Annotated in this window: 11 protein-coding genes and 1 other RNA gene; 9 read left to right on the plus strand and 3 right to left on the minus strand. The window is 59.0% G+C overall.

All coding sequences use genetic code 11. From position 1 onward, the window contains the following. Positions 1-244 precede the first annotated feature (244 nt). The 4 genes from DXC99_RS04735 to ndk all read left to right on the plus strand — a co-directional run bounded on the left by DXC99_RS04735 (position 245) and on the right by ndk (position 4213). The gene (locus DXC99_RS04735) at positions 245-1471 is read left to right on the plus strand and encodes an argininosuccinate synthase (RefSeq protein WP_055251721.1); all 1227 of its coding nucleotides are present in this window, start codon (positions 245-247) and stop codon (positions 1469-1471) included. 233 nt (positions 1472-1704) lie between these two features. Next, complete coding sequence (locus tag DXC99_RS10340) at positions 1705-1875, plus strand: hypothetical protein (protein ID WP_158551645.1); 171 nt, start codon at positions 1705-1707, stop codon at positions 1873-1875. Between the two features lie 118 nt (positions 1876-1993). Then, entirely contained in the window at positions 1994-3424 is a 1431-nt protein-coding gene (gene argH / locus DXC99_RS04740; RefSeq protein WP_117629408.1) for an argininosuccinate lyase, read from the plus strand. Positions 3425-3808: 384 nt separating this feature from the next. After that, positions 3809-4213 carry a nucleoside-diphosphate kinase gene (gene ndk, locus DXC99_RS04745; RefSeq protein ID WP_055251725.1) on the plus strand — a complete coding sequence of 135 codons (405 nt, stop codon included), beginning with the start codon at positions 3809-3811 and terminating at the stop codon, positions 4211-4213. 175 nt (positions 4214-4388) lie between these two features. Here ndk and rpiB read toward each other — a convergent pair whose 3' ends face one another. Further along, entirely contained in the window at positions 4389-4856 is a 468-nt protein-coding gene (gene rpiB, locus DXC99_RS04750) for a ribose 5-phosphate isomerase B (RefSeq protein ID WP_117629409.1), read from the minus strand. Positions 4857-5126: 270 nt separating this feature from the next. On the opposite strand from rpiB, the gene DXC99_RS04755 reads away from it, so the two are divergent. Further along, entirely contained in the window at positions 5127-6446 is a 1320-nt protein-coding gene (locus DXC99_RS04755) for a serine dehydratase subunit alpha family protein (RefSeq protein WP_117629410.1), read from the plus strand. Here the strand turns inward: DXC99_RS04755 and DXC99_RS04760 are convergent. Beyond that, positions 6443-7201 carry an HAD family hydrolase gene (locus DXC99_RS04760; protein WP_117629411.1) on the minus strand — a complete coding sequence of 253 codons (759 nt, stop codon included), beginning with the start codon at positions 7199-7201 and terminating at the stop codon, positions 6443-6445. The genes DXC99_RS04755 and DXC99_RS04760 overlap by 4 nt on opposite strands. A gap of 315 nt (positions 7202-7516) precedes the next feature. Here DXC99_RS04760 and rpsA point away from each other — a divergent pair, with 315 nt between their 5' ends. The 3 genes from rpsA (at position 7517) to DXC99_RS04775 (ending at position 10220) form a co-directional block, all read left to right on the plus strand. Further along, positions 7517-8683 carry a 30S ribosomal protein S1 gene (rpsA, locus tag DXC99_RS04765; RefSeq protein WP_022095232.1) on the plus strand — a complete coding sequence of 389 codons (1167 nt, stop codon included), beginning with the start codon at positions 7517-7519 and terminating at the stop codon, positions 8681-8683. Between the two features lie 323 nt (positions 8684-9006). Further along, an RNA gene (gene rnpB / locus DXC99_RS04770) (RNase P RNA component class A) lies at positions 9007-9368 on the plus strand. Between the two features lie 213 nt (positions 9369-9581). Further along, positions 9582-10220, plus strand: a complete 639-nt coding sequence (locus tag DXC99_RS04775) for a YigZ family protein (RefSeq protein WP_195403962.1) — start codon at positions 9582-9584, stop codon at positions 10218-10220. 67 nt (positions 10221-10287) lie between these two features. On the opposite strand, the gene DXC99_RS04780 is transcribed toward DXC99_RS04775, so the two are convergent. Continuing rightward, a complete protein-coding gene (locus DXC99_RS04780; protein WP_117629413.1) occupies positions 10288-10734 on the minus strand; it encodes a C-GCAxxG-C-C family protein in 447 nt (148 codons plus the stop codon). A gap of 233 nt (positions 10735-10967) precedes the next feature. Here DXC99_RS04780 and DXC99_RS04785 point away from each other — a divergent pair, with 233 nt between their 5' ends. After that, entirely contained in the window at positions 10968-12251 is a 1284-nt protein-coding gene (locus DXC99_RS04785; protein WP_117629414.1) for an O-acetylhomoserine aminocarboxypropyltransferase/cysteine synthase family protein, read from the plus strand. Positions 12252-12348 lie beyond the last annotated feature (97 nt).

The following is a 12348-nucleotide window of genomic DNA, read 5'->3' on the forward strand; positions in this document are numbered from 1 at the left end:
GCCATCCGACGCCAGCGCGCAATTTCCCGACGACGATAACAATCGTCTCTGTCCGCATGGGGCTAAATGCCCCAACAGAGTCATTTTGAGGTCGTTGGGTTTTAGCACGACATTGCTGCATGTTTCTAGGGCATGCTGTGCCGCTTTTTGCTATTTAACCTGATATTGCACGGTTTTTTGACCTCGAAATGACTTGCAACTGACCGATGTTCTAACTAGCTACCAAGGGCGAAAGGAAACAGCCATGAGCAAGGAAAAAGTCGTTCTCGCATATTCCGGTGGTCTTGATACATCCGTATGTGTCAAGTGGCTCCAGGACGAGAAGAATCTCGATGTCGTTTGCGTCTGCGGCAACGTGGGCCAGGAGGAGACCGGCTTGGATGCCAAGAAGCAGAAGGCGCTTGACCTGGGCGTTCTCGATTGCCAGGTGCTCGACCTGCGCGACGAGTTCTCCGATGAGTTCCTGACTAAGGCCATCGCCGCAAACTCCATGTACGAGAACAAGTACCCGCTGCTCTCCGCGCTGTCTCGCCCGCTGCTCGCCAAGAAGCTTGTCGAGGTCGCTCACGAGTTTGGCGCGACCTACGTCGCCCACGGCTGCACCGGCAAGGGTAACGACCAGGTTCGTTTTGAGGCTGCCGTCAAGGCCCTCGACCCCGAGCTTAAGGTTATCGCCCCGGTTCGCGAGTGGGATCTGAAGTGCCGTCCCGATGAGGTTGCCTATGCTCACGCCCACAACGTGCCGGTTCCCGAGGGCGCCAACGACAACCCCTACTCCATCGACGACAACCTGTGGGGTCGCGCCATTGAGTGCGGTCACCTGGAGGATCCCTGGAACGAGCCGCTCGATGACGCCTGGGTTATGACCAAGAACCCCGAGGACGCGCCCGACACCCCGACGTATACCGAGATTGAGTTTGAGGCCGGCAAGCCCGTCGCCGTCGACGGCAAGAAGATGAAGCTCTCCGAGATCGTCATCGCCCTCAACAAGATCTCTGGTGACAACGGCTTTGGCCGTCTCGACCTGGTCGAGGATCGTCTGGTGGGCCTCAAGAGCCGTGAGTGCTATGAGGTTCCCGGCGCCCTGACGCTCATCACCGCCCACAAGGCACTTGAGGACATTTGCGTCGAGGGCGACCTGCTCAAGACCAAGATCAAGCTCGAGCAGGATTGGGCCACCGCCGTGTACAACGGCCAGTGGTACAGCCCGCTCAAGAACGCGCTCGATGCCTTTATGGCCGATACCCAGAAGTTCGTGACCGGTACCGTCCGTCTGAAGTTCTTTAAGGGCAACTGCCATGTCGTCGGTCGCAAGAGCCCGTTTAGCCTGTATGACTACGGTCTGGCTACCTACGACCGCGACACCACGTTTGACGAGAAGGCCAGCGCCGGCTTTATCGAGATCGATACGCTGTCGCTCAAGACGTGGGCAAAGGTCCAGGGTCCCAGCTCCGCTGCCGCCCAGGCCTAGCGCCTCCTTCCCTTGGTATCCGCGCGGCCCATCCGCGTGATACATAACGGGCGCACGGGGTCCCTACCTTTCGTTATGCTTGCTGACACTTCTTAACATCGGTGGCCCCTACGTTCCGCCCGCATAAATGATGCCGCGTCTACGGCTGAGTCCGAGCCCCGCCGGGGTTGTCCAGCGGGGCTCCTTCTATCAATTTGGCGGCTCTGTGCCTATATATATGAGGAGTATCCATTATGTTCAACGCTATCGCGCATGCCTTGCTTGCCCTCGCGCCCGAGTTCGATGCTGCAAAGGTCGAGGATGTTCCTATGAGCCTGAAGGCCTGGATCGATGGTTCGCAAGGCAACATCCGGAGGGAGACGTTGGGCACCAAGTGCCTCGTGCGTCACTTCTTTGCATATTAGCTACATGGCCCCGTGCACGGTGGGGAATGTGTAAAACTTGCGGTTGAAAAATCGCTTTAGCGACATGGCTCATTGCTTTGGGCGCTTGTTTTGGTATTTGGAGAAAGGGGACGGTTCCATGGCTCTTTGGGGCGGTCGTTTTGAGGCGGGAGTGGCCGAGGTCACGCAGGAGTTTGGCGCGTCGCTGCCGGTTGACAAACATCTCTATAAGCAGGATATCGCCGGTTCTAAGGCGCATGCCAAGATGCTGGCGGCCCAGGGCATCATCAGTGCCGAGGACGAGCAGGCGATTGCCGAGGGCCTGACCGGAATCGAACAGGATATCGATGCCGGCAACTTCACCTTCGATATCAACGATGAGGACATTCATATGTCCATCGAGAGCGAGCTGACGCGCCGCATCGGCGAGGCCGGTAAGCGCTTGCATACCGGGCGTTCGCGCAACGACCAGGTGGCGACCGATACGCGTCTGGGCGTCAAGGCGCTGGCCAAGGAACTCATGGAGGCCAATCTTGAGCTGCGCCATGTGCTGGTGGATGCGGCCAAGAAGTACGACAAGGTGATTCTGCCGGGCTACACGCACATGCAGCATGCTCAGCCCGTGCTGCTGTCGCATCATCTGCTGGCGTATTCCTGGATGTTCGCGCGCGACTTTACACGCCTGAAGGCTGCCTTTGATGCCGCTGACAACTGCCCGCTGGGTGCTGCCGCTCTTGCCGGTACGAGCTATCCGCTCGATCGCCAGATGACAGCTGCCGAGCTTGGCTTTGCGGGTGTGATTCCCAACTCGCTCGATGCGGTTTCCGACCGTGATTTCCTGCTCGATTTGCATTACGCCGGCTCCGTCATGGCCATGCACCTGTCGCGTCTTTCCGAGGAGATCGTGGTGTGGTCGAGCTCCGAATTCGGCTTTATCACGCTTTCCGACTCGTATTCCACCGGCTCGTCCATCATGCCGCAGAAGAAGAACCCCGACTTTGCCGAGCTTATCCGCGGCAAGAGTGGCCGAGTCTATGGCAACCTGGTGCAGCTGCTTGTGACCATGAAGGGCCTGCCGCTCGCTTATAACAAGGACTTGCAGGAGGACAAGGAGGGCGCGCTCGATACCGCTCACACGCTCATGCAGTGCCTGTCGGTTATGGCCGGCATGATCTCGACCTGGACTGTCAACGAGGACGCCATGGCGCGCGAGTGTGGTGTGGGCCACTTGGCAGCCACTGATGTTGCCGATTACCTGGCAAAGCGCGGCCTGCCGTTCCGCGAGGCACATGCCGTGGTGGGTCATCTTGTCCTGATGTGTGAGAAGCGCGGCTGCAATCTTGAGGACCTGCCGTTTGAGGTGTTTCAGGAGGCAAGTCCGCTCTTTGAGCGCGACATTACCGAGGCACTCGACATCCCGTCGATTGTCGCCGCGCGCACGACCGAGGGTGGTACCGCCCCTGCTGCCGTTGCCGTGCAGTTGGGAAGCGCCGAGGCGCAGCTCGCGGCCGATGAGGGTGTGTTTGGCTCGTTATCCAAGGTCGTCGAGATGGGCCACGGGGCAAAGTAGAGGTTTGGCTGAAGACGTATTGTCCATTTATTGATAAATCGTTTTAGCTTTACGGGCGTCTGCTGATGCGGGCGCCCCTATTTTGCTGCTATGGGGGAGGGGCTTGTCGAGAACTTCTGTAGGACCTTTGGGCAGGTTGTGAAGGGGGTACGTTCGCGGGTGGCAACCGACCGCCCGCTCTGTTCCATGTGGTTGATGAGCGGTCGGATGGTACTCTAATCGGGCTTCGAAACAGAAGTGACATATATGGAGCGCTTTAATAAATTGCAGCGTTTCAATAAACAGCTTTTTGTTTAACTGCAGCTAAAACTCTGTTACGATGCAGTCCAGGCGGGTGCCGGAATGGGACTTGGGCACGCGCGAACCTACTTGAAAGGCTACCTTATGGCTATCGAGAAGACCTTCATCATGATTAAGCCCGACGCGGTGCGCGATCGCAAGATCGGCGAGATCGTTGCTCGTATTGAGCGTAGCGGCCTTGTCATCGAGCGCATGGAGATGACCACGCTCGAGCGCGCTACCGTCGAGGAGCACTACGCCCATCTGGCCGACAAGCCCTTCTTTGGCGGTCTCTGCGACTTTATGACGAGCGGTCCGGTCGTCAAGATGGTCGTTTCCGGTCTCTCCGCTGTTTCCAAGATGCGCACCCTTATGGGCGCTACCAACCCGCTTGATGCTGCGCCCGGCACCATTCGCGGCGACTTCGCTGTCGATGTCAACGCCAACGTGATCCACGGCTCCGACTGCCTGGAGAACGCCGAGATCGAGATCAAGCGCTTCTTTGGCTAAACCAGCTTTGACTCCTTAAAGCTGTTAGCGTGTGGCTTGGGCGCCGCGGAATTCCAACCGCGGCGCCCTTTTATTCCGGTAGATTTTTGGTAAACGCATAGAAAACTACTAAAGAGCCCCGTCCGGATGTTTCTTCCGGGCGGGGGCTGGCGCTAGCGTATGGCTTTGTAAGTCTTTAGGCCTCGTCGACAATCTTTAGTCCGCGGGTCTGGTCGATCTCGTTGAGGAGATTGACGCGACGCTCGTGGCGGCCGCCCTCAAACTCGGCGTCGAGCCATTCGTCGACAATCATCTTGGCGAGCTCGGAGCCCACGACGCGGGCGCCAAAGGCCAGCACGTTGGTGTTGTTGTGCATACGGGAGAGCTTGGCGCTGAAGGGCTCGGAGCACACGACGGCGCGTACGCCCTCGACCTTGTTGGCAGCCAGGCTAATCCCGACGCCGGTACCGCAGATCAAGATACCCAGGTCGACGTCACCGTTGGCCACGGCCTTGCCCACCTTGTAACCGGCGATGGGGTAGTCGAAGCTCTCGGAGGTGTCGGTGCCATAGTTCACGACCTCGCAGCCGCGCTCCTTCAGGTGCTCGGAAATGATGTTCTTGAGCTCGACGGCGGCGTGGTCGTTACCGATACCGATCTTCATGAGTGGTTCCTCTCTGGTCCGTGCGGCGGAATTGCTAAAGGTTTTACCGCGTTCGACTGCATGATAGCGCGACTTTTGTGTAAACGCTCGGGCGTTTTTTGGTCAAACGCTTTAGCATGCAACAAGACCTGCTTTTCATGAATGAATGCCGCCAGTTTGTGCTTGAGCGCCGTCCGCCGGAACCGTGGTTGCGGTTTTTGATGCATTGTTATCAAATAAAGGAGCTAACTTTTTTGAGAGTCCAGCCCGTTATGCAAGCAGGAGATACCTATGCCTACCGATTCCATCCGTGATGCCGCGTTTTGCGATGTTTTGAACCGCGAGCTTGTCTGTGCACTCGGCTGCACCGAGCCCATTGCCGTTGCCTATGCAGCGGCGCTGGCGAGCCAGACGCTCGGTTGCGAACCCGATCATATGGATGTTGCCTGCTCGGGTAACATAATCAAGAACGTTAAGAGCGTGACCGTGCCCAACTCGGGCGGTATGCACGGTATTGAGGCCGCGGCCGTGCTGGGCGCCGTGGGCGGTGACGCCAAGAGCGCGCTCGAGGTGCTCGAGAGCGTTAACGATGAAGACCGCGCTCGTGTGGCCGAGCTCCTCGCCGACGCTGGCTACTGCGATGTGTCGCTTGTCGAGGGTGTGCCCAACCTCTACATCAAGGTGACTGCGACGGCCGGGGGCCATACCGCGGTCGTCGAGATTACCGATCACCACACTAATGTCACGTGCCATACGCTCGATGGTATTCCGGTATGCGGCAAGTCGGCGGGGGAGTGCGCCGCCTGCGCCGAGCGCGTGGTGGCCGAGCGTGCGGCAGATAACGCCGATACGCCCATGTCCATTGATTCCATCATCGACTTTATCGAGGACGGTGACATTGAGGGCGCCCGCGCTGCCGTTGAGCGTCAGATTGAGCTGAATGGCGCAATCAGTGCCGAGGGCCTTGCGCACGCTTGGGGCGCCGAGGTGGGTCGTACGCTGCTAGGTGCTCGTGCCGATGACGTCGCCTGCCGTGCCCGTGCCCGTGCGGCCGCCGGGTCCGACGCCCGCATGAACGGTTGCGCGCTGCCGGTCGCCATTGTGTGCGGCTCGGGCAATCAAGGCATTACCTGCGCATTGCCCGTCATGGAGTATGCCGAGTACCTGCGTTGCGACCACGAGCGTCTGGTGCGCGCCGTGATGCTGTCCGATCTTATCGCCGTGCATATCAAGAGCTATATTGGTGCGCTTTCGGCGTTTTGCGGTGCTATTTGCGCCGCGTGCGGCGCCGGCGCTGCGATTACCTGGCTGTGCGGTGGCACGCGCGAGCAGATTGGCGCGACGGTCTCGAATACGCTCGGTAACGTGGGCGGCATCGTGTGCGACGGCGCCAAGGCGAGCTGTGCCGCCAAGATCTCGGCTGCCGTCGATGCAGCGATTCTGGGCCATGATATGGCCATGCAGGGTCGCGGCTTCCGCGCCGGCGAGGGCCTGATCCAAGATACCGTTGAGCAGACAATCGCCAGTATGGGCTACGTAGGCCGTGTGGGCATGAAAGATACCGATGTCGAGATCCTCAACATCATGATCGGCAAAACCCAAGTGTGCTAGGACAGTTCGTCGGCTACTTGGTGTTCGTAGAAGGCTTCTACTACGGCGTTAAAGTCGCGGGCGAAGCCTTCCATGGTTCCGCGCCAGGTGACTCGGTTGGGCTTGCCCTGGCCTACATAGGCAGTCTGAATGCCGCAGGCGGGACTAGGGAAGTCGCGTTTGGGATCGTTGCCCACCATAAGGACCTCGTGCGGTTCGAGTCCCATCACCTGAAGCTGCTCTAGATAGTAGGTGGCATCAGGCTTGCAGCGGGTGGCGTTTCCCATGTGCGTGACGAGCTCAAAGGGGGCGTCGGCCAGGTCGCCCCAACCCATGCGGCACTCGATGGCCCCCTGCGGAAAGCTGGGGTTGGTAAAGAGCGCGCAGCGCAGCCCTGCGTCCTGTACGGTCTGAAGCGCGGCGTGTGCGCCCGGCATGGCATGGGCGTTGATGAGTTCGTCATTCTTGTACGGAAGAACTTCGCGGTCGTAGTAGGTAAACGCCTCGTAGATAAGTGGGTCCGAGAGGCAAATGCCGCATCGGCGCTCGACCTCTTCTTGGTAAAACTCAAGATTGGTGCGATTGTCCGTGCTGCTGCGGCGATTGGCGTTGAGGTCGACCAGGATGGTGCCGAGGCGTGCCATCGTGCCACCGCGGCTGCGGCGCCCGATATCCGCGAGCATCGAAGAGACATCCTTAAAATATCGAAGGATGAACGCGTTGAGGTTGATGCTAAGAAGCGTTTCGTCCATATCGAAAACGACTGCTTTGAGCACGCGGGCACCTTTCTCGAAAAATCGTTCCAGAATCGTTGGCTTGGGATACTTTACTCCAAAGCCGTATGCCCAACTGCTTATCGTCAGCTTGTGGAGACAGTCGTTCACAAGATTGCGAAAAAGTCTCCATACGAGTAAAAAATGGCAGTTCACGCTTGAAATCGAACTCATTTCCCCGTAACCTATACGAACGTGATTGCATAAGCGTCACATTAGTATCTGTCGGCTCCCGAGTGTTCCTAAACGTTGTGTGCTTGTCGCACCCTTCTGTAGGTCCTAGCAATCGGGGCCCCGTAGTTCGAAAGGGGTCCACCTTTGAGTGAGATTCAGAACTCGTCCATTTTCTCTCTTGACGATGTCAACGAGGAGGAGATGAACAACCTCATCGACGGTACGATTACCGACTTTGATGAGGGCGATCTCGTTAACGGCACTGTCGTTAAGATCGAGCATGACGAGGTGCTCGTTGACATCGGATTCAAGTCCGAGGGCGTTATCCCGGTCCGCGAGCTGTCCATCCGCAAGGACGCTAACCCTGCAGACATCGTTGCACTCGGTGATCCCATCGAGGCTCTGGTTCTCCAGAAGGAGGACAAGGACGGTCGTCTGGTCCTGTCCAAGAAGCGTGCCGAGTACGAGCGTGCTTGGAACCGCATCGAGGAGAAGTTCAACTCCGGCGAGAACGTCGAGGGCGAGGTTATCGAGGTTGTCAAGGGCGGCCTGATCCTCGACATCGGCCTGCGTGGCTTCCTGCCCGCTTCCCTCGTCGACCTCCGTCGCGTCAAGGACCTCACCTCCTACATGGGCACCCGCATCGAGGCCCGCGTCATCGAGATGGACCGCAACCGCAACAACGTTGTCCTCTCCCGTCGCGTCGTGCTCGAGGAGTCCCGTAAGGCCGAGCGCTCCGAGATCCTGTCCAAGCTCAAGTCTGGCATGCGTCTCCAGGGCACCGTTTCCTCCATCGTCGACTTCGGCGCCTTCGTCGACCTCGGCGGTATCGACGGCCTCATCCACATCTCCGAGCTCTCCTGGAACCACGTCAACCATCCTTCCGAGGTTGTCAAGGTCGGCCAGGAGGTCGAGGTCGAGGTTCTCGACGTCGATCTCAACCGCGAGCGCATCTCCCTGGGTCTCAAGCAGACCACCGAGGATCCGTGGCGCGCACTGGTCAAGAAGTATCCCGTCGGCGCTATCGTCGAGGGCACTGTGACCAAGCTTGTCCCGTTCGGCGCTTTCGTCGATCTGGGCGAGGGCATCGAGGGCCTGGTGCACATCTCCGAGATGGCCAACAAGCACGTCGATCAGCCTTCTCAGGTCACCCACGTGGGCGACAAGGTTCAGGTCAAGGTCATGGAGATCGACCTCGACCGTCGTCGTATCTCCCTGTCCATGAAGTCCGCTGCTGAGACTCTGGGCGTCGAGATCGAGGTTACCCCGCTGCCTTCCGAGAAGAAGGACGAGGAGACTGACGCCGAGTAAATCGGTTTGACGATCACTTGTTTTAAGGGATCCGTCCGTAATGGACGGGTCCCTTTTTGCATTTGGCACCGAGATGCGCAATGCTGCCGGGCTGTCCACAGGCTATTGAATTGTCGGTGCATGAAAAAGCCGACATCCCGCCTCGGGGAGGAGGCGGGAACGCACCGAGTAGACGGAGGGGTGCGGAGCGCGGTCGCGTCTCGACTGACAACGTTGCCCATCGACGGGATTATTGTAGCGCATGGGCGCTTCTTGGTTTATCGTGTCGAGCGCTTGTGTTGTGCCGTTGCCTGTGGCGGCGGTGTGCTACACTCTTGCACTGCTGAGTGGGCCAGACGGTCGCGCGATGTACTGCTTGCGGTACGCGTGAGGAAAGTCCGGGCTCCAGAGGGCGGGATGCCGGCTAACGGCCGGGCGGAGTGATCCGACGGAAAGCGCCGCAGAAAAGAAGACTCCCACCTGCGTCGCAAGGCGTAAAGGGAAAAGCTGAAACGGTGGTGTAAGAGACCACCAGCGTCGTGGCAACACGGCGGCTTGGCAAGCCCCATCCGGAGCAAGCGCGAATAGGAACGCTATGGGCCGGCCCGGTCCGCGTTCGGGTAGCGTGCGTGGAGCTGCACGGTAACGTGCAGACAAGATAAATGACCGTTCACGACAGAACCCGGCTTATCGGCCCACTCGGCACTTTGTTGACGCTGCGAACCCGTCAGCGCGGCAATCTGCCTTTCAAACCTTCGGGCATGACCATAAGGTCAATGCCCTCGGCTTTCAAGGCACCTTGCTCGCGCTGACGGGTTCTCGCTTTCGTTGACGGAATCATCGGCGTTGCCATTCTTTTTACTAGGGTTATCGTATTATTGAGGCTGTTTGTTGCTGCGCTTTATTTTGTTGAGGGGCTTTGTTGGACAGCTATTTTACTCTGCAATCGAATATTGAGGTTTCGGGCGAGTTTGTGGACCGCAAGAGCCGGTTTATTGCCCAGCTGGTCCATATTGAGTCCGAGGACGAGGCGAATGCCTTTATCGAGATGGTTCGCAAGCGTCATTATGACGCTCGACACAATGTTCCCGCGTGGATTTTGGTCGATGGACGCGAGCGCCAGAGCGATGATGGTGAACCGAGCCGCACGAGTGGTATGCCGACGCTCGAGGTGCTGCGCGGTGCGGGGCTCAAAAATGTTTGCTGCGTAGTGACACGCTATTTTGGTGGCACGCTGTTGGGGCCTGGTGGTTTGGTGCGCGCCTATACCGCGGCGACGCAGGCGGCGGTGGCCGCGGCTCAGGAGGCCGGGCAGATCGTCGAGATGACGAGCGTCGTGCCGGTTGATGTGCATGTGGCCTATCCACAGTATGAGCAGGTGCTTCGCTTGGCGCAGGATTCGGGTGCCAAGGTTTCGGATACCGATTACGCGGATGCTGTGACACTTCACTTGGTGTTTAAAGCGGGGGAGCAAGAGCCGTTTTGCGCTAAGATGCGCGAGCTTATGGCGGGGCGCGAGGAGATTGAGGTCAGCGCTCCCGAGTTTGCTGAGTTCTAACGACGACGGCCGGCGTGCATTTGGATGAATCCCAAGCGCGCCGGCTGTCGTTTTATGTCGCTGCCGTTTACTCGGCGAGCTGCTTTAGTACATCGCAGGCGATTTCGACGGCATCGTCGATGCAACCGGGGCAGCTGCGGAGCGGACCCTTATCCGATCCGACGCCCTTGAGCGTGCCGCAGACGGTCGTCGTGTTCTTCTCGCCAAAACGTTTGGCGATCTCGCGCGACAGTTTGTAGGTCTGGCCCTTGGTCTTGGGGTTTTCCATGCCATCGCTCATTACAAAGCCCATGATGGCCACGGCGCCCGAGATGGCGCCGCAAGTTTCGGTCATGCCGCCCATGCCGGCGCCAAAGCCCTCGGTGAGGGTAAAGGCGACCTGGGGGTCGAGCCCGACGGCGGGCGCGAGCGTGCAGGCGACGGCCTGCGCGCAGTTAAAGCTGCGGGCGTGGTATTCGGCAGCCTGAGCCTGGCAGGTGGCAGTGTTGAGCTGAGTGGTATCAATCTGCTTCATCGGTGTCTCCTTGATTGCGGTGTACCCGCCTATGGTACCCTTGCTGGCGCATTCGCTTATCGAGACCGCAGTGCATATCTCATTGTTTTTCGCCATCGAACACTTTCTTAAGATTTGGGACAAATAAACCTGATTAATTTGTCCCATAACCTATCGGCGGGATGGGTTGAGAGGGGTGCGGGGTAGCGGTATTGTGAACCGAATAAAACAAAACCCAAGTAAGGGAGTTGGATATGTGCGAGCAGACTATCGGTACCACGTGCGTTCAGGGCGGCTATCATCCGGGCGATGCGGAGCCGCGCCAGGTGCCCATCTACCAGTCCACCACGTGGAAATACGACACGTCCGAGCACATGGGCAAGCTGTTTGACCTGGAGGAGTCGGGCTACTTCTACAGCCGTCTGCAGAATCCCACGTGCGATCTGGTCGCCGCCAAGATCTGCGAGATGGAGGGCGGCACCGCTGCGATGCTCACGAGTTCGGGCATGGCCGCGAACTTCCTCGCGATCTTTAACGTGGCCGGTGCCGGTGATCACGTGGTCGCGAGCTCTGCTATCTACGGCGGTACGTATAACCTGCTCGCCCACACCATGGGCCGCATGGGCGTGACTTGCACGTTTGTCGCCCCCGACTGCACCGATGAGGAGCTGGAGGCAGCCTTTGAGCCCAATACCAAGCTCGTCTTTGGCGAGACGATTGCCAACCCCGCCCTTGCCGTGCTCGATATTGAGCGCTTTGCCAAGGCCGCGCATGACCACGGCGTGCCGCTGATGGTCGACAACACCTTCCCGACGCCCGTGATGTGCCGTCCCTTTGAGTGGGGCGCCGACATCGTCACGCACTCTACCACCAAGTACATGGATGGGCATGCGGCCTACCTGGGCGGCGTGATCGTTGACCACGGCCAGTTTGACTGGATGGCCCATGCAGACAAGTTCCCGGGTCTCACCACGCCCGACGAGAGCTATCACGGCGTGACCTATGCCGAGAAGTTCGGTCGCGAGGGTGCCTTCATTACCAAGGCAACCGCTCAGCTCATGCGCGACCTCGGCCCCATGCAGAACCCGCAGGCGGCGTTTTTCCTGAATAGCTCGCTCGAGAGCCTGCATGTGCGTATGCCGCGTCATTGTGAGAACGGCCTGGCCGTTGCTAAGTTCCTGCAGAGCCATCCCAAGGTGCGCTTTGTGAGCTATCCGGGCCTGGAGGGCGATAAGTACTATGACCTGGCTCAGAAGTACATGCCCAACGGTACCTGCGGCGTCGTGAGCTTTGGCTTTAACGGTGGTCGCGCGGCGGCCGAGACCTTTATGAAGAGCCTTAAACTCGCCCAGATCGCCACGCATGTGGCCGATGCTCGCACCTGCTGCCTGCATCCCGCTAACGCCACGCACCGTCAGATGAACGATGAGGAGCTCATCGCCTGCGGCATCTCCGCCGACATGGTGCGCCTGTCGTGCGGCCTCGAGGACACGGCCGATCTGATTGCCGACCTTGAGCAGGCGCTCGAGCAGTGCTAGGCTAGCTTCTCGTATGAAGCGACGGAGCCTCTTGGGGTTCCGGTGACATATAGTTCCGATTCCGTAGGCGGGGGGGGTCGACCTGCCACGGGAGCTG

The sequence above is a fragment of the Collinsella sp. TF10-11AT genome, from assembly GCF_003437565.1.
In the GTDB taxonomy this organism is placed as follows: Bacteria; Actinomycetota; Coriobacteriia; order Coriobacteriales; family Coriobacteriaceae; genus Collinsella.

Bases quoted from the DNA above. Each gene is read 5' to 3' on its own strand.
- rpiB (WP_117629409.1), bottom strand. From the start codon at position 4,856: ATGAAGATCGGTATCGGTAACGACCACGCCGCCGTCGAGCTCAAGAAC.
- ndk (WP_055251725.1), top strand. From the start codon at position 3,809: ATGGCTATCGAGAAGACCTTCATCATGATTAAGCCCGACGCGGTGCGC.
- argH (WP_117629408.1), top strand. From the start codon at position 1,994: ATGGCTCTTTGGGGCGGTCGTTTTGAGGCGGGAGTGGCCGAGGTCACG.
- DXC99_RS04755 (WP_117629410.1), top strand. From the start codon at position 5,127: ATGCCTACCGATTCCATCCGTGATGCCGCGTTTTGCGATGTTTTGAAC.
- DXC99_RS04780 (WP_117629413.1), bottom strand. From the start codon at position 10,734: ATGAAGCAGATTGATACCACTCAGCTCAACACTGCCACCTGCCAGGCT.
- DXC99_RS04785 (WP_117629414.1), top strand. From the start codon at position 10,968: ATGTGCGAGCAGACTATCGGTACCACGTGCGTTCAGGGCGGCTATCAT.
- DXC99_RS10340 (WP_158551645.1), top strand. From the start codon at position 1,705: ATGTTCAACGCTATCGCGCATGCCTTGCTTGCCCTCGCGCCCGAGTTC.
- DXC99_RS04735 (WP_055251721.1), top strand. From the start codon at position 245: ATGAGCAAGGAAAAAGTCGTTCTCGCATATTCCGGTGGTCTTGATACA.